Here is a 16,227-nt window from a genome sequence, read left to right as displayed (position 1 = left end):
GTCTACAGGGTTCCGATCCAGTTGGTGAGGAGCTGGGCGCCGGCGTCGCCGGACTTCTCGGGGTGGAACTGGGTGGCCCACAGGGCGCCGTTCTCCACGGCGGCCACGAACGGCTTGCCGTGCGTCGACCAGGTCACCCTGGGGGCCGAGATCACCGGGTTGTGCGTCTCGAGCGCCCAGTCGTGGACGGCGTAGGAGTGCACGAAGTAGAAGCGGGCGTCGGCGTCGAGGCCGGCGAACAGCTCCGAGCCGGCCGGGGCCTCGACGGTGTTCCAGCCCATGTGGGGCACGACGTCGGCCTGGAGCGGCTCGACCGTGCCTGGCCACTCGTCCAGGCCCTCGGCCTCCACGCCGTGCTCGATGCCGCGCGCGAACAGGATCTGCATGCCCACGCAGATGCCCATCACGGGCCGGCCGCCGGACAGCCGCCGGTCGACCACCCAGTCACCGCGCGCGGCCCGCAGCCCCTGCATACAGGCGGCGAACGCGCCCACGCCCGGCACCAGCAGTCCGTCGGCGTTCATCGCCTTGTCGAAGTCGCGGGTGATCTCGACTTCGGCGCCCACGCGCGCGAGGGCGCGCTCGGCGGACCGGACGTTGCCGAAGCCGTAGTCGAAGACGACGACCTTCTTGGTAGCGCTCAATTCCACACCCCCAGCCGCATGACGCCCGCGACGAGGCACAGGCCCGCACCGATGGAGAGCAGCACGATCAGGCTCGTGGGCATCTTCTGCTTGACGAAGGAGACGATGCCGCCGACCAGGAAGAGACCGACGACGATCAGCAGGGACGAGAGGCTGTTCATGGGGTTACAGCGCGCCCTTCGTGGAGGGGAGGATGCCGGCCGCGCGCGGGTCGCGCTCGGACGCGTAACGCAGCGCCCGGGCCAGCGCCTTGAACTGGCACTCCACGATGTGGTGCGCGTTGCGCCCGTACGGCACGTGCACGTGCAGCGCGATCTGCGCCTGGGCGACGAAGGACTCCAGGATGTGCCGGGTCATCGTCGTGTCGTACTCGCCGATCATCGGCGCCATGTTCTCGGGCTCGGTGTGCACGAGGTACGGGCGGCCGGACAGGTCGACGGTGACCTGGGCGAGGGACTCGTCCAGCGGGACCGTGCAGTTGCCGAAGCGGTAGATGCCCACCTTGTCGCCGAGCGCCTGCTTGAAGGCGGCGCCGAGCGCGAGGGCGGTGTCCTCGATGGTGTGGTGGGAGTCGATGTGCAGGTCGCCGTCGGTCTTCACGGTCAGGTCGAACAGACCGTGCCGGCCGAGCTGGTCGAGCATGTGGTCGTAGAAGCCGACGCCGGTGGCGATGTCGGTCCGTCCGGTGCCGTCGAGATCGATCTCGACCAGCACCGAGGTCTCCTTCGTGGTGCGCTCTGTGCGTCCAACGCGGCTCATGCCTCAAGCTCCTTCTTCAACTCACGTACCGCGTCGAGGAACGCGTCGTTCTCCTCCGGGGTGCCGGCGGACACCCGCAGCCACCCCGGTACGCCGTTGTCCCGGACCAGGACGCCCCGGTCGAGGATCTTCTGCCAGGCGGCGTGGGCGTCGGCGAACCGGCCGAACTGGACGAAGTTCGCGTCGGACTCGGTGACCGCGTAGCCGATCGCGCGCAGCTCGGCGACCAGCCGGTCGCGCTCCGCCTTCAGCTGCTCGACGTAGCCCAGCAGCGTGTCGGTGTGCTCCAGGGCGGCCAGGGCGGTCGCCTGGGTGATCGCCGACAGGTGGTACGGCAGCCGGACGAGCTGCACGGCGTCCACGACCGCCGGGTCGGCGGCGAGATAGCCGAGGCGCAGCCCGGCCGCGCCGAACGCCTTCGACATCGTGCGGGAGACCACCAGGTGCGGGCGGCCCGCCAGCAGCGGCAGCAGCGAGTCGCCGTGGCTGAACTCGATGTACGCCTCGTCCACGATCACCATCGACGGCTTGGCCGCCTGGGCCGCCTCGTACAGCGCGAGGACCGTCTCCGGCGGGACCGCGTTGCCCGTGGGGTTGTTGGGGGTGGTGATGAAGACGACGTCCGGCCTGTGCTCGGCGATCGCCCGCTGGGCGGCGGCCAGGTCGATCGTGAAGTCCTCGTTCCGGGGACCGGAGATCCATCCGGTGCCGGTGCCGCGCGCGATGAGCGCGTGCATCGAGTACGACGGCTCGAACCCGATGGCCGTACGGCCAGGTCCACCGAAGGTCTGCAGCAGCTGCTGGATGACCTCGTTGGAGCCGTTGGCGGCCCACACGTTCTCGATGCCGATCGGGTGCTTGCCGGTCCTCGTCAGGTAGGTGGCCAGCTCGGTGCGCAGCTGGACCGCGTCCCGGTCGGGGTAGCGGTTCAGGTCACGGGCGGCCTCCCGCACCCGTTCCGCGATCCGCTCGACCAGCGGCTCGGGCAGCGGGTAGGGGTTCTCGTTGGTGTTCAGCCGTACGGGTACGTCCAACTGGGGCGCGCCGTAAGGGGACTTGCCACGCAGCTCGTCCCGTACGGGAAGATCGTCGATCCTCACGTCGCTCACTTGCTCTCGGGTACCTTCCAGCCGAACCTCGCCTTGATCGCCGCGCCGTGCGCCGGCAGGTCCTCCGCCTCGGCCAGCGTCACCACATGGTGCGCGACCTCGGCCAGCGCGTCCTTCGTGTAGTCGACGATGTGGATCCCGCGCAGGAAGGACTGGACGGACAGGCCCGAGGAGTGGCAGGCGCAGCCGCCGGTGGGCAGGACGTGGTTGGAGCCGGCCGCGTAGTCGCCGAGCGAGACCGGGGCCCAGGGGCCGATGAAGATCGCGCCGGCGTTCTTCACCCGGTCTGCCACCGCGGCGGCGTCGGCGGTCTGGATCTCCAGGTGCTCGGCCCCGTACGCGTCGACGACCCTGAGGCCCTCCTCGACGCCGTCGACCAGCACGATCGCGGACTGCCGGCCCTCGAGGGCGGGCACGATCCGGTCCTCGATGTGCCTGGTGGCCGCCACCTGCGGCGCCAGCTCCTTCTCCACCGCCTCCGCCAGCTCGACGGAGTCGGTGACCAGGACGGCCGCCGCGAGCGGGTCGTGCTCTGCCTGGCTGATCAGATCGGAGGCCACGTGCACCGGGTCGGCGGTGTCGTCGGCGAGGATCGCGATCTCGGTCGGGCCGGCCTCGGCGTCGATGCCGATCTTCCCGGTGAAGAAGCGCTTGGCGGCGGCGACCCAGATGTTGCCCGGGCCCGTGACCATGTTCGCGGGCGGGCAGGACTCGGTGCCGTAGGCGAACATCGCCACGGCCGTGGCGCCGCCGGCCGCGTAGACCTCGTCCACGCCGAGCAGGGCGCAGGCCGCGAGGATCGTCGGGTGCGGGAGGCCCCCGAACTCGGCCTGCGCGGGCGAGGCGAGCGCGATCGACGCGACGCCGGCCTCCTGGGCCGGTACGACGTTCATGACGACGGACGAGGGGTAGACCGACCGGCCGCCCGGCGCGTACAGCCCGACGCGCTCGACCGGCACCCACTTCTCGGTCACCGAGCCGCCCGGCACGACCTGGGTGGTGTGGGTGCTGCGGCGCTGCGCGCGGTGGACCAGGCGGGCGCGTCGGATGGACTCCTCCAGCGCGGCGCGCACGGCCGGGTCGAGGGCCGCCAGCGCGTCGGTGAGCGCCTGGACCGGGACACGGACGGATTCCAGCCGTACTCCGTCGAACTTCTCGGCGAAGTCGATCAGCGCCGCGTCGCCACGATGATGCACGGCCTCGCAGATCGGACGCACCCTCTCCAGGGCGGCCGGTACGTCGAAGTCGGCTCGGGGCAGCAGGTCGCGCAGGGCGGGGCCCTCGGGAAGGGCGTCGCCGCGCAGATCGATTCGGGAGATCACGGTCCCAATTCTCTCAGACCGGTGTCGTGAGCCGTCCGCATGTATCAATGGCTGATACAGAACGTGGCCGAACTCGGAAGATCACCTTCACCTCCAGTGTTCCCGGGGTCACTCAGCGGGCATGAACGGCTGTACGAAAGCACTGGACCAGGAGAGGACCGAGGTGACCGAGGGGGCCGGCGCCGTCGCCGGGGACCTGCCCGATGAGCTGACCGCGGCCGAGGCGGGCATGTGGCAGGCCTTCCGCAACGGCAGTGTGTACGACCTGAGCTGCGGGGACGCCGTGGTGGACGATCCGCACGGCGGACACCCCTGGGGTCCGGAGCGCTCCGTGCGCGCGCGGATCGTGGCCTGGCTGCTGCTGGACGGCCCGCCCGCGCTCGCGGGCCGGGTGTCCGCGCTGAAGCTGGCCGGCGTGCGGATCGTCGGCACGCTGGACCTCTCGGGCGGCACGGTGCAGCCGTACGCCGAGCTGCGCGGCTGCCGCTTCGACGAGGAGGTCCTCGTGCCGGAGGCCCGGTTCACGACCCTGCGCATGGTGGACTGCGCGGTGCCGCGGCTGGAGGCCGCCCGGGTCCACACCGTGGGCGACCTGCACCTGCCGCGCTGCCGCTTCCAGAACGGGGTCCGGCTGACGGACGCGCACATCGGCACCGATCTGATGCTCAACCAGGCGGTGGTGTACCGCGACCGCAGCGGGCGGTCGATCTCGGCGGACGGCATGACCGTCGGCCAGGACCTGCAGGCGGAGATGCTGCAGTCGCACGGTGAGCTGCGGCTGCGCAGCGCCAAGGTCGGCGTGTCGCTCAGCCTGCGCGGCGCGACGCTGGACAACCCGTACTCCCGCTACGCCCTGAACGCCCCCCAGCTGACCGTCGAGCGCACCCTGTACCTGACCCCGGCCGGCGTGGGCAGCCCGCTGCTCAGCGGTACGACCCCGGCGCGCGGGACGCGGATCCAGCGCTTCGAGTGCCGGGGCGGGATACGTCTGGACGACGGGCGGTTCGGGGACGCCGTCGACTTCGAGCGGGCCCGGTTCACCCTCACCGACGACCAGGAGCTGTCGCTGCGCCGAGTGCACGCGTCGGAGCTGCGCTTCCTCGGGGAGATGCCGCAGCGCGGCAAGGTGGTGCTGTCCGGCGCGCGGATCGTCAACCTGGTCGACCGGGCGGCGAGCTGGCCCGGTCCGGGCAATCTGCACATGGGCGGCTTCGTGTACGAGAACCTCGTCCCGCGCGGCCCGTTCCCGCTGACCGGCCGGCTGGACTGGGTGGCGGCGGCCACCGCCGAGTACGCCCCGGAGCCGTACGAGCGGCTGGCGGCGGTGCTGCGGGCGGCCGGGGAGGACGAGGACGCGCGCGAGGTGCTGCTCGCCAAGCAGCGCCGGCGCCGCGAGACACTGCCGCCGGCCGCGAAGATCTGGGGGTTCGTGCAGGACTGGGCCGTGGCCTACGGCTACCGGCCGGGCCGCGCCGCGGTGTGGATGGCGGTGCTGTGGGCGGCGGGCACGCTGGCGTTCGCGCATGCGGACCATCCGCCGATGAGCCACGACGCCCATCCGTACTGGAGCCCGGCCCTGTTCACGCTGGACCTGCTGCTGCCGGTGATCGACCTCGGCCAGGTCAACCAGTGGCAGCTGCGCGGCGGCTGGCAGTGGCTGGCGGCCGCGATGATCCTGCTCGGCTGGATCCTGGCGACGACGGTGGCGGCGGGGGCGACACGGCTGCTGCGGCGGGGGTGAGGAGGGCGCAGGAGGCCGGGCACAACTCAGGAACCACAGACGCCCCAAAAGTTGAACTATCACCTTTACCCGTCCTTGACCGACTGCCGTACAACTTTCCGTGACTTGCCCGAAGCCTCTGGCGCGCCGCCGACCTGCGGTCTTTCAATGGTCGACACCATGGCTCTGCTGCCCTCGTTCATCCGCCCCACCCGGATGACCAAACGCTCCGCGCGCCCGGCCGGCCGCCCCCAGGCCGGGGACGAGGCCGTGCTCGACGCGCCCGACGACCGGCTTTCGCCCGCGCTGGTCGCGGCCGCCCGCGGCGAGTACGCCGCCGCGGCCGATCTGCTGGCCGCCACCCGCGCCGCGGCGGCCTGGGAGAACCACGACCGCTACGTACGACGCCTGGCCGGCTTCGCCCGCTCGCGCCCCGAGTGGTTCGAGGCCTGGCGCGCGGCCGGCCCCGAGGACCCCGGCGCCCTGCTGGTCGGGGCACAGCTGGCGGTGGACCGCGTCTGGCCCTCACCGGCCCGCGCCGAGCTGCTGCGCGAGGTGAGCCCGCTGATCACCGCGGCCGCCCGCGCCGACGCCGGCGACCCGGTGCCCTGGCGGATCGCGCTGGACCACGCGCGCGGCTCACGGGCCGGCCACCGGTACTTCGAGGAGCTGTGGGAGGCCGCCGTGCGGCGCGCCCCGCACCACTACGGCTGCCACGTGGCCGCGCTGCGCTATCTGGCCGCCTCCTGCTGCGTGCTGTGGGGCGACACCCCGCACACCCGCCGCACCTCGCACCGCGAGTGCTTCGACTTCGCCGACCGCGCCGCCCAGGACGCCCCGGCCGACTCGCTCGTCCAGGCCCTGCCGGCCCGGGCCGCCTTCGGCTACCTCACCGACAGCTGCGGTCCCGAGATCCCGCGCGCCCGGCTGGACGAGGCGGCCGACCGGGCGCTCGCGCTCTCCGCCCGCTTCGCGGCCGCCGACCCGTGGCCCGCCCAGATCCGCAACAAGCTCCTGTACGTCCTGTTGCGCCTGGAACGCTGGGAGGACGCCCGCGCCCAGCTCCGCCTGATCGGCCCGTACGCCACGTCCTTCCCCTGGGACCGCTTCTCCGACGACCCGCTCGGCCACTTCCTGCGGCTGCGCGAGCACCTGCTCACACCGGGCCCCCGACCGGTCCCGGCGGGGCTGATGACCTGGCCCCCGGCCCCGCTCGGCGAGCACGGCGGACACGCCGACGCCGGTGACCACTAGGCTGGGGCGTCGTGACCACCGCCCGACTCCCGCTCTTCCCCCTGAACACGGTGCTGTTCCCGGGGCTCGTGCTGCCGCTGAACGTCTTCGAGGAGCGTTATCGCGCCATGATGCGCGAGTTGCTCAAGACACCGGAGGAGGAGCCGCGCCGGTTCGCCGTCGTGGCCGTCCGCGACGGCCACGAGGTGGCGCCGAGCGCCCCCGGCATGCCGGACCCGACGGCACAGCCCGAACGCGGACCGGCCGCGGGCTTCGGCCCGGAGCCCCTCAAGTCCTTCCACGGAGTGGGCTGTGTGGCCGACGCGGCGACCATCCGGGAGCGGGCCGACGGCACCTTCGAGGTGCTGGCGACCGGCACGACGCGGGTGCGTCTGCTCTCCGTCGACGCGTCGGGCCCGTTCCTGACGGCGGAGCTGGAGGAGCTGCCGGAGGAACCGGGCGACGAGGCGGGCGCGCTGGCCGAGGGCGTGCTGCGCTCCTTCCGCCAGTACCAGAAGCGCCTGGCCGGCGCCCGCGAGCGCTCGCTGTCCACCGGTGCCGAATTGCCGGACGACCCGGGTGTGGTGTCGTACCTGGTGGCCGCCGCGATGGTGCACGACACGCCGACCAAGCAGCGGCTGCTCCAGGCGCCCGACACCGCGTCCCGCCTGCGCGACGAACTGAAACTCCTTCGCTCAGAGACGGCCATCATCCGTAGTCTGCCGTCGCTGCCCGCGTTCGAGCTGACGCGGGCGCCGACGAGCCTGAACTGAGGGAAGACGGCTGGGGAAGACGCATGGCGAAGAAGTCGAAGAAACAGCAGCAGTCCGGCGGCACCCCGGCGACGGTCGCCCTGTCGTCGGCCGGGGTGGACTTCACGGTCCACTCCTACGACCACGACCCCGCCCGCGCCTCCTACGGCGAGGAGGCGGCGGAGGCGATGGGCGTCTCCCCCGACCGCGTCTTCAAGACCCTGGTGGCGGACGTCGACGGCGCCCTGACCGTGGCGGTGGTCCCGGTCTCCGGCTCCCTGGACCTCAAGGCCCTCGCGGCCGCGGTGGGCGGCAAGCGCGCGGCCATGGCCGACCCGACGCTCGCGGAACGGACCACCGGATACGTACGCGGCGGCATCTCACCGCTCGGCCAGCGCAAGCGGCTCACGACGGTCCTGGACGACTCGGCGGAGGCCCACGAGACGATCTGTGTGTCGGCGGGGCGGCGGGGGCTGGAAGTGGAGCTGGCCCCCGGGGACTTGGCGACGCTGACGGCAGCGGTACTGGCGCCGATCGGCCGCGGCTGACGGCGGCGCCTGCCGGGGCGGGCCCGGCGCGCTCGGCGTCTCACGGGGTCCCGGGGGCGGCGCCCACCCGCCTACGGCTGCCGCGGGTAGGGCACTTCGGGATCCCGGGGCCCGAACAACGCCGTGAGTCCGAGGTGCACCAGCAACGCACCCAACGGCCAGGCCAGCAACGCGCCCTTCGCCCCGAGCTGCAACGGCGCCGAGAAGACGACCCCCTTGCCCGCGGCCTTGGCATGCGCGAGCACGTCGGAGGAGGGCCCCAGCCATATCCCCAGCCGCCACGCCAGCACCGACCCGAGCAGCGCGCCGAGGCCGAGTGACACCACGACCGGCACCCCCCCGCGCCGCCGCAGCAGGAAGACGGCCACCGCGCTGACGAGCCCGAAGCCCAGCCCCAGCAGGGTGAACGTGCCGTCCACCCCGGCCGCCTGCTCGCCCTCGCTGTCCTTCAGGTAGACGACCCAGCTCTTGTCGACCTCGTCGCCGACCAGCGGCACATGCGGCGCCAGCCACCACCACAGGAGTCCGAGCAGCACCCCGCCCAACGCCACGGCCACCGTGATCACGGCGGCGTCACGCAGTTCGGTCTTCATGCCGGGACCGTCCTGTTCGTACACGCCCCCGGACATCCCGGCAGGCGGCGGCGCCTGCCAGACATCGTTCGAGGACTGGTTGTGCGGCGGCGTGGGCGGAGTCAGCGGTGCGGTCACCCTGCCATCGTGCCAGGCCGCGCTGTGCGCCGCGTCACCGGACGGCGGCTCGGCGGTACGCCCAGGCCGCCACGGCCAGCGAGACCACTCCGACACCCGCGCACACCCCCAGGTCGACAAGGACGACGGCCCAGTCCGGGTGTGCCCCGAAAGTGCGGGCGTACGCCTCCACGCCGTAGGTCGACGGCAGCAGATCCCGCGCCAGCCGTACGATCTCCGGCATCCGGTCGGCCGGCAGCACACCGAGCAGCAGCGCCGCGGACATGCCCAGCTGTCCGAGCAGCGTGGCCAGCTCGGGCCGGGGCGAGAGCAGCCCACAGGCGGCGCCGAGCCCGGACAGCGCGGCCCCGGCGAGCGGGACTACGGCCACGAGGATCCACAGATTGCCCAGCGGCAGCCCGAACAGGACGCACCCGAAGACGGCCGTCACCAGGGTCCCCGGCACGGTGAAGGAAGCGTAGGCCGCCGCCACGCCCAGCACCACCGCGGCCGGCGGCACCGGCAGCGTGGCGTAGTGATCGAGCCCGCCGCTCGCCCGCAGCTGCCCGAAGTACTGCGACAGCAGATTCAGGGCCACATAGGCGACGACCAGCACCGACGAACCGGCCACCACGGACTCGGCCTCGCTGCCGCTGTCGACGACGCCCCGCATCATCACGGCGATGCCGACGGACTGGAAGGTGGCCACGAACAGCAACGGGATCCGCGCCACCCGGGCCCGGGAGAGCTGCGCCCGGTAGACGGCCGCCAGCGACGGCCACAGCCGCGCCGCCGGGCCCAGTTCGGCCGCGCCGGTCGCCGTGTCCGGCACGGTCCGGGTACCGCCCGGCAGAACGTCCGCGGGTACGACACTCACGACGAGCTGCTCCTCTTCCGTACGGCAGTCGCGCACACCCATACGTATGCGGCGGTCCGCGCGCTCACGCCTTCACCAGCCCCTGCCGTGCCGCGCCGCCCAGCGCCAGGTAGACGTCCTCCAGGCTGGGCGTGGCGAGGGTGAAGTCGTCCAGGGCGGCGAAGGCGGCCCCGCCGGTCACGGTGGCGACGGCGGCGCGGGCCTCCTCGGGGGCGAGCCGCAGCGTCCAGCGCCGTCCGGACTCCACCGCGCGTTCGCGCAGGACGGCCACCTCGGGCACCTCCAGCGGCGCCCGCTCCCGCCACACCAGCTCGACCCGCACCTCGCCGGCGACCCGTTCCTTCAGCCCGGCCGGGGTGTCACAGGCGATGACCCGCCCCTGGTCGATGACGGCGACCCGGTCGAGCACGGTCTCGGCCTCGATGACGTTGTGGGTGACCAGCAGCACGGTCGTACCGCGCTCGGCGCGCCGCCGGTCCACGGCCGCCCAGACCGCACGCCGGGCCACCGGGTCCATGCCGGTCGTCGGCTCGTCCAGCACCAGCAGCGGCCGCTCGCCCACGAGGGCGGCGGCGAAGCACGCGAGCCGCCGCTGGCCGCCGGACAGCTTCTTCAGCGCCCGCCCGGCGATCGGCGTGAGCCCGAGCTCCTCCAGCACGGCGTCCCGCTCGGCCCGGGCCCTCGTCACGTCCAGGCCGCGCAGGCGTCCGGTGGTCTCGGCGGCGAGGGAGACGGTCAGCTCGTCCAGCGCGGAGGACTGCTGGCCCAGGTAGGCGAGGATGCGCGCGGCCCGCTCGGGGTGCCGGACGATGTCGTGCCCGAGGATCTCGATGCTGCCGGTGTCCGGCCGGAGCAGCCCGGTGAGCTGCCGTACCAGGGTGGACTTGCCGGCGCCGTTCGGCCCGAGCAGCCCGAAGACCTCGCCGCGCCGCACGTCCAGCTCGACCCCGTCGGTGGCCCGCACCTCGGGAGTGCCGGGCGCACCGCGCCGCCCCTTCACGGCCGGATAGGTCTTGCCGAGCCCGCGCACGCGTACGACCCCGTCATACCGAGGTGCCTGTGCCGCGCGCGTACTCACAAGGGACGAGAGTACGGGGTAGTGACCCTTTACTCGTCTTTGGGGCCACATCTGTACGCGACCGGTGAGGAGATGCCGCGGCGACGGCGCGGCACGGCCGCGCAGGGCTCACTCACCCTACCCCGCCCCGTCACCCACCTCCGGTCACTCGGCCCCCGTCGCACTCTCCGCCGCCGCCGGAACGTCGATCTCCCGCCAGAACCCCGCCCGGATGGCGTAACGGTCGTGCTCGTCGATCTGGTCGTCCTTGTGGGCGAGCAGCCCGAACCGCGCGGCGTACCGCAGCAGCTCCCCGTCGATGCGGTGCGGGATGCGCGGATACAGCTGGGACAGCTTCTGCAGTTGGCCCTGGTCGCCGAGCCGGGACATCCAGCGGCGGGCGAAGACCTGTCCCACCTCGTACGGGTCGCCGCCGACGGTGGTGATGTCCTCCTCGCGGTCGGCCCACCGCTGCTCGGCCGTGGTGAGCTGGGCGAGGGTCGGCATGGAGGCGACCTCGGGCGGCTCGGTGACGGCACCCGGCCGGTCCACCCAGCCCTTGTCGGAGGACCAGCGCAGGGTCGCGGTCGCGGGCTGCTGTGCGGGCTGGCCGCCGGGGGCGCGCAGGGCGGCGAGGTCCTTGGGGGTGGGGACGCCCTTGTGGGCGGCGGCCCGCTCCTGGCCGCCGTTCTCCGTCGCCGCGGCGGCCGGCTGGGGCGCGCCCTGTTCGGCCGGCCGCTCGGCCGCCGCCGCGAGGGCCGACTCCGGCAGCGGCGCGGACAGGATCGCGGCGATCTCCGGCCGGGGTGCGGGCGGCGGGGCGCAGACGCTCGTCAGCTCCTTGGCGCGGACGGCCTGGGTGATCCAGGCGCGGTCCAGCACGCGCCGCTCGTCGGCCTCGGCGACCAGGTCCTCGGACTGGTTGTAATCGCCGTCGGCGGCCTGGACGGCCCACAGGTGGACGGCGACGCCGTGCTCCTTGGCGGCCATCATGCCGGGGAGCAGATCGCCGTCGCCGGTGACGAGGACGATGTCGGAGCAGGCGCGGTTGCGGGCGAGCTCGGTCAGCTCGGCGTGCATGGCGGCGTCCACGCCCTTCTGCGCCCAGCGTCCGTCGCTGCGGGTGAGGGCGCCGAGCCGGACGGTGACCCGGGGCATCACGCGCAGTCGCCGATGCTCCGGTTGGGGGACACGGTCGGGGGCGCCGTCGAACCAGTAGATGCGCAGCAGCGGGCGCTCGGTCTCCGATTCGGCGCGTACGCGCAGCGCCTGGATCAGCGCGGTGTGATCGACGGTGATCCGGGACCGCGAGGGCTCACCGGCGAGGAGGCTGGCGGCGGCTCCCAGCAGGTACCCGGCGTCCACCAGGACGATGCAGCGGTCCACGCGACTCACCCTCTTTCCGGGAGGTTTTGCTTCGGACTTCCTTCGAGTCTGCCCGACGGCGCGGGGGTTAACGGCCGGAACTCGATCTTCGGCGTGGCGCTGAGCGATCCCGCTCGCCCAGTTGCCCTGTCACACACGGTAATTATCCGACATGCGCTTGATGTCAGCGTATGTGAATCTGGTCCCGGCCCTGGCCCCTAGATCCCCCACAGGAGGCAGATCACCATGGCCAAGAACAAGAACCGTAAGCAGGCTGGCCCGCAGAACCGCGCGCCGCAGACCGAGCAGGCCCACGATCACGCGCAGCGGCAGACGGAGGCCCACGAGTCGCCGGTGTCGCACATCCAGGGCAGTCCCACGGATGCTGCCGGCAAGAAGCGGAAGAGCTTCGGCCACAATTAAAGGGCAGTTGAAGCCCAGGCACACAGAAGGGGCGCACCCTTGGCGGGTGCGCCCCTTCGCGCGTGTTCTCACACGGCGCTGGGTCAGCCGGCCAGGCAGGACGGGCCGAGCAGCACCTTCAAGTCACCGAAGAGAGCCGGGTCGGGCTTGACCCGGTGCCGGTCCAGGCGCAGCACCGTGGTCTTGCGCGGACCCTGGAGCTTGATGCGGACCTCGCTGTCGCCCTTGTGGTGGCTGAGGATCTCGCCGAGGCGGCTGACCATGGGCGGGGTGACCTTGACCGCCGGGATGGTGAGGATCACCGGCGCGTTGGTGCCCGCGTTGGACAGGTCCGGGACCATCAACTCCATGGCGACGAGCCGCGGCACGTCCTCGCGCTTGTCGAGGCGGCCCTTGACGAACACCACGGCGTCCTCCACGAGTTGGGTGGACACCAGCTGGTAGGTCGCCGGGAAGAACATGCACTCGATGGAGCCGGCGAGGTCCTCGACGGTGGCGATCGCCCAGGCGTTGCCCTGCTTGGTCATCTTGCGCTGCAGGCCGGAGATGATGCCGCCGATGGTGACGACCGCGCCGTCGGCGTGCTCGCCGCCGGTGAGCTGGGCGATGCCCGCGTCGGCCTTGTCGGCGAGGACGTGTTCCAGGCCGAAGAGCGGGTGGTCGGAGACGTACAGACCGAGCATCTCCCGCTCCTGGGCGAGCAGATAGGTCTTGTCCCACTCGTCGTCGGTGAACTGCACGTCGAGTCCGAAGCCCGGCTCGCTGCTGGTCTCCTCGCCCATGCCGCCGAAGAGGTCGAACTGCCCCTCGGCCTCCTTGCGCTTGACCGCGACCACGTTGTCGATCATCGGCTCGTACTGCGCCATGAGGCCCTTGCGGGTGTGGCCCATCTCGTCGAAGGCGCCCGCCTTGATCAGCGATTCGGTGGTGCGCTTGTTGCAGACCACCGCCTCGACCTTGTCGAGGTAGTCGGGGAAGGAGGCGTACTTCCCCTTCGCCTTGCGGCACTTGATGATCGACTCGACCACGTTGGTGCCGACGTTGCGGACGGCGGAGAGGCCGAAGAGGATCACGTCGTCGCCCTGGGCGGCGAAGTTGGCCTCGGACTCGTTGACGTTCGGCGGGAGCACCCGGATGCCCATGCGGCGGCACTCGTTGAGGTAGACCGCCGACTTGTCCTTGTCGTCCTTGACGGAGGTCAGCAGGGCGGCCATGTACTCGGCGGGGTAGTTCGCCTTGAGGTACGCCGTCCAGTACGAGACCAGGCCGTACGCGGCGGAGTGCGCCTTGTTGAACGCGTAGCCGGCGAACGGGACCAGCACGTCCCACAGCGCCTGGATGGCCTCGTCGCTGTAGCCGTTCTTGCGCGCGCCCGCCTGGAAGATGGTGAAGTTCTTCGCCAGTTCGTCGGGCTTCTTCTTACCCATCACACGGCGCAGGATGTCGGCCTCGCCGAGCGAGTAGCCCGCGATGATCTGGGCGGCCTTCTGCACCTGCTCCTGGTAGACGATCAGGCCGTAGGTGACGGCCAGGACCTCCTCGAGGGGCTCCGCCAGCTCCTTGTGGATCGGCGTGATCTCCTGCTGCTTGTTCTTGCGCAGCGCGTAGTTCGTGTGGGAGTTCATGCCCATCGGACCCGGGCGGTACAGGGCCGACACGGCGGAGATGTCTTCGAAGTTGTCGGGCTTCATCAGCCGCAGCAGGGACCGCATGGGGCCGCCGTCGAACTGGAAGACGCCGAGGGTGTCGCCGCGCTGGAGCAGCTCGAAGGTCTTGGGGTCGTCGAGCGGCAGGGAGAGCAGGTCGATGTCGCGGCCCTTGTTGGCCTTCACCATCTTGACCGCGTCGTCCATGATCGTGAGGTTGCGCAGGCCCAGGAAGTCCATCTTCAGCAGGCCGAGCGACTCACAGCTCGGGTAGTCCCACTGCGTGATCGTCACGCCGTCGGTGTGCCGCACCCACACCGGGACGTGCTCGGTGATGGTCTCGCTGGACATGATCACGCCGGCGGCGTGCACGCCCATCTGCCGGACCAGGCCCTCCACGCCGCGCGCGGTGTCGATGACCTTCTTCACGTCCGGTTCGTTCTCGTACATCCCGCGGACCTCGCCGGCCTCGCTGTAGCGGGGGTGCTGCGGGTCGGTGATGCCGGACAGCGGGATGCCCTTGCCGAGGACGTCGGCGGGCATGGCCTTGGTGATGCGGTCGCCCATCGCGTACGGGTAGCCCAGCACGCGCGCGGAGTCCTTGATCGCGTTCTTGGCCTTGATGGTGCCGTAGGTGCCGATCATGGCGACCTTGTCGGCGCCGTACTTCTCGGTCACGTACCGGATCACCTCGACGCGCCGGCGCTCGTCGAAGTCGATGTCGACATCGGGCATCGAGATGCGCTCGGGGTTGAGGAACCGCTCGAAGATCAGGCCGTGCGGGATCGGGTCGAGGTCGGTGATGCCCATGGCGTAGGCGACGATCGAGCCGGCCGCGGAGCCCCGGCCGGGGCCGACGGCGATGCCGTTGTTCTTGGCCCACATGATGAAGTCGGCGACGACGAGGAAGTAGCCGGGGAAGCCCATCGAGATGATGACGTCCATCTCGTAGTCGGCCTGCTTCTGGCGGTCCTCGGGGATGCCGCCGGGGAAGCGGCGCTCCATGCCCCGGCGCACTTCCTCCTTGAACCAGGTGACCTCGGTGTAGCCCTCGGGGATGTCGAACTTGGGCATGAGGTCGCGCTTCTCGAACATGCCGTCCGTGTCGACCATCTCGGCGACGAGGAGCGTGTTGGCACAGCCCTCCTGCCAGGCGTCCGAGGAGTCGATGGCGTACATCTCGTCCGTGGACTTCAGGTAGTAGCCGGTGCCGTCGAACTTGAAGCGGTCCGGGTCGGAGAGGTTCTTGCCGGTCTGGATGCACAGCAGGGCGTCGTGGGCGCCGGCCTCGTGCGCGTAGGTGTAGTGCGAGTCGTTGGTGACCAGCGGGGGGATGCCGAGCTTCCTGCCGATCTCCAGCAGGCCGTCGCGGACCCGGCGCTCGATCTCGATGCCGTGGTCCATCAGCTCCAGGAAGTACCGGTCCTTGCCGAAGATGTCCTGGTAGTCGGCGGCGGCCTTCAGGGCCTCGTCGAAGTGGCCGAGGCGCAGCCGGGTCTGCACCTCGCCGGAGGGGCAGCCGGTGGAGGCCACGATGCCCTCGGACCACTGGGCGATGGTCTCCTTGTCCATCCGGGGCCACTTCTGCAGCCAGCCCTCGGCGTAGGCGTCGGAGGAGAGGCGGAAGAGGTTGTGCAGGCCGGTCTTGTTCACGGCCCACATCGTCTTGTGGGTGTAACCACCGGAGCCGGAGATGTCGTCCCGCTTCTGGTGCGGCTGGCCCCAGAGGATCTTGCGCTTGTTGCGCCGGGACTCGGGGGCGACATACGCCTCGATCCCGATGATCGGGGTGATTCCGGCCTTCTTCGCCGAGTGGAAGAAGTCGTACGCCCCGTGGAGGTTGCCGTGGTCGGACATGGCGATGTGCGTCATGCCCATCTCGTTGCACGCGTTGAACATGTCCTTGAGCCGCGCGGCACCGTCCAGCAGCGAGTACTGGGTGTGGACGTGCAGGTGCGTGAAGGGCGGCTTTGACACGGTATGGCCTCCAACGAGAACACTGGGCGACGGCGCGGCGGACGGTTCTGGGGTCAGCGTCGAAGTCTATGCCTCGGGACTGACACCGGGGGCCGGTCCTTGCGTA

The 16,227-nt window shown here is 71.4% G+C and carries 15 protein-coding genes; 5 read left to right on the top strand and 10 right to left on the bottom strand.

Annotated features, from left to right (window positions below; all coding sequences use genetic code 11):
* Positions 1-2 precede the first annotated feature (2 nt).
* From hisH to hisD, 5 genes are read right to left on the bottom strand one after another with little or no spacing between them, the layout of a single operon-like run.
* A complete protein-coding gene (gene hisH, locus AB0L59_RS05160; protein ID WP_365579315.1) occupies positions 3-644 on the bottom strand; it encodes an imidazole glycerol phosphate synthase subunit HisH in 642 nt (213 codons plus the stop codon).
* Positions 641-805 carry a hypothetical protein gene (locus AB0L59_RS05155; RefSeq protein ID WP_365579313.1) on the bottom strand — a complete coding sequence of 55 codons (165 nt, stop codon included), beginning with the start codon at positions 803-805 and terminating at the stop codon, positions 641-643. The genes hisH and AB0L59_RS05155 overlap by 4 nt, the downstream gene beginning before the upstream one ends.
* A gap of 4 nt (positions 806-809) precedes the next feature.
* Positions 810-1,403: an imidazoleglycerol-phosphate dehydratase HisB gene (gene hisB, locus AB0L59_RS05150; protein ID WP_365579311.1), complete on the bottom strand. Its 594-nt coding sequence runs from the start codon at positions 1,401-1,403 to the stop codon at positions 810-812.
* Positions 1,400-2,512 (bottom strand): histidinol-phosphate transaminase, encoded by a 1,113-nt coding sequence (locus AB0L59_RS05145; RefSeq protein WP_365579309.1) that lies wholly within the window; start codon positions 2,510-2,512, stop codon positions 1,400-1,402. Before AB0L59_RS05145 ends, hisB begins: the two co-directional genes overlap by 4 nt.
* Positions 2,509-3,834 (bottom strand): histidinol dehydrogenase, encoded by a 1,326-nt coding sequence (gene hisD, locus AB0L59_RS05140; protein ID WP_365579307.1) that lies wholly within the window; start codon positions 3,832-3,834, stop codon positions 2,509-2,511. The genes AB0L59_RS05145 and hisD overlap by 4 nt, the downstream gene beginning before the upstream one ends.
* Before the next feature lie 163 nt (positions 3,835-3,997).
* On the opposite strand from hisD, the gene AB0L59_RS05135 reads away from it, so the two are divergent.
* From AB0L59_RS05135 to ybaK, 4 genes are all read left to right on the top strand, one after another.
* Entirely contained in the window at positions 3,998-5,575 is a 1,578-nt protein-coding gene (locus AB0L59_RS05135; RefSeq protein ID WP_365579527.1) for an oxidoreductase, read from the top strand.
* A gap of 147 nt (positions 5,576-5,722) precedes the next feature.
* Positions 5,723-6,808, top strand: coding sequence for a hypothetical protein (locus AB0L59_RS05130; protein ID WP_365579305.1), 1,086 nt, complete (start codon positions 5,723-5,725; stop codon positions 6,806-6,808).
* An 11-nt stretch (positions 6,809-6,819) separates the two neighbouring features.
* A complete protein-coding gene (locus tag AB0L59_RS05125; protein ID WP_365579303.1) occupies positions 6,820-7,560 on the top strand; it encodes an LON peptidase substrate-binding domain-containing protein in 741 nt (246 codons plus the stop codon).
* 23 nt (positions 7,561-7,583) lie between these two features.
* Positions 7,584-8,087 carry a Cys-tRNA(Pro) deacylase gene (gene ybaK, locus AB0L59_RS05120; RefSeq protein ID WP_365579301.1) on the top strand — a complete coding sequence of 168 codons (504 nt, stop codon included), beginning with the start codon at positions 7,584-7,586 and terminating at the stop codon, positions 8,085-8,087.
* Between the two features lie 71 nt (positions 8,088-8,158).
* Here the strand turns inward: ybaK and AB0L59_RS05115 are convergent, their stop codons facing one another.
* The 4 genes from AB0L59_RS05115 to AB0L59_RS05100 all read right to left on the bottom strand — a co-directional run bounded on the left by AB0L59_RS05115 (position 8,159) and on the right by AB0L59_RS05100 (position 12,096).
* Entirely contained in the window at positions 8,159-8,797 is a 639-nt protein-coding gene (locus AB0L59_RS05115) for an AAA family ATPase (RefSeq protein WP_365579299.1), read from the bottom strand.
* A 34-nt stretch (positions 8,798-8,831) separates the two neighbouring features.
* Positions 8,832-9,653 (bottom strand): ABC transporter permease, encoded by an 822-nt coding sequence (locus tag AB0L59_RS05110; RefSeq protein WP_365579297.1) that lies wholly within the window; start codon positions 9,651-9,653, stop codon positions 8,832-8,834.
* 64 nt (positions 9,654-9,717) lie between these two features.
* Positions 9,718-10,731, bottom strand: coding sequence for an ABC transporter ATP-binding protein (locus AB0L59_RS05105; protein WP_365579295.1), 1,014 nt, complete (start codon positions 10,729-10,731; stop codon positions 9,718-9,720).
* 144 nt (positions 10,732-10,875) lie between these two features.
* Complete coding sequence (locus AB0L59_RS05100; protein ID WP_365579293.1) at positions 10,876-12,096, bottom strand: NYN domain-containing protein; 1,221 nt, start codon at positions 12,094-12,096, stop codon at positions 10,876-10,878.
* A 225-nt stretch (positions 12,097-12,321) separates the two neighbouring features.
* On the opposite strand from AB0L59_RS05100, the gene AB0L59_RS05095 reads away from it, so the two are divergent.
* Positions 12,322-12,498: a hypothetical protein gene (locus tag AB0L59_RS05095; RefSeq protein ID WP_365579291.1), complete on the top strand. Its 177-nt coding sequence runs from the start codon at positions 12,322-12,324 to the stop codon at positions 12,496-12,498.
* Between the two features lie 83 nt (positions 12,499-12,581).
* On the opposite strand, the gene dnaE is transcribed toward AB0L59_RS05095, so the two are convergent.
* Positions 12,582-16,121, bottom strand: coding sequence for a DNA polymerase III subunit alpha (gene dnaE, locus AB0L59_RS05090; RefSeq protein ID WP_365579289.1), 3,540 nt, complete (start codon positions 16,119-16,121; stop codon positions 12,582-12,584).
* Positions 16,122-16,227 lie beyond the last annotated feature (106 nt).

Origin of the sequence: Streptomyces sp. NPDC052109 (genome assembly GCF_040680195.1) — a bacterium.
Classification (GTDB): domain Bacteria; phylum Actinomycetota; class Actinomycetes; order Streptomycetales; family Streptomycetaceae; genus Streptomyces.
The sequence above is the reverse complement of the archived record's forward strand: the minus strand, read 5'-3'. Positions and strand labels throughout refer to the sequence as shown.

What these genes read in the sequence shown, in the direction of transcription:
- AB0L59_RS05155 (WP_365579313.1), bottom strand. Translation starts at nt 805, where the DNA reads ATGAACAGCCTCTCGTCCCTGCTGATCGTCGTCGGTCTCTTCCTGGTC.
- hisB (WP_365579311.1), bottom strand. Translation starts at nt 1,403, where the DNA reads ATGAGCCGCGTTGGACGCACAGAGCGCACCACGAAGGAGACCTCGGTG.
- AB0L59_RS05130 (WP_365579305.1), top strand. Translation starts at nt 5,723, where the DNA reads ATGGTCGACACCATGGCTCTGCTGCCCTCGTTCATCCGCCCCACCCGG.
- ybaK (WP_365579301.1), top strand. Translation starts at nt 7,584, where the DNA reads ATGGCGAAGAAGTCGAAGAAACAGCAGCAGTCCGGCGGCACCCCGGCG.
- AB0L59_RS05095 (WP_365579291.1), top strand. Translation starts at nt 12,322, where the DNA reads ATGGCCAAGAACAAGAACCGTAAGCAGGCTGGCCCGCAGAACCGCGCG.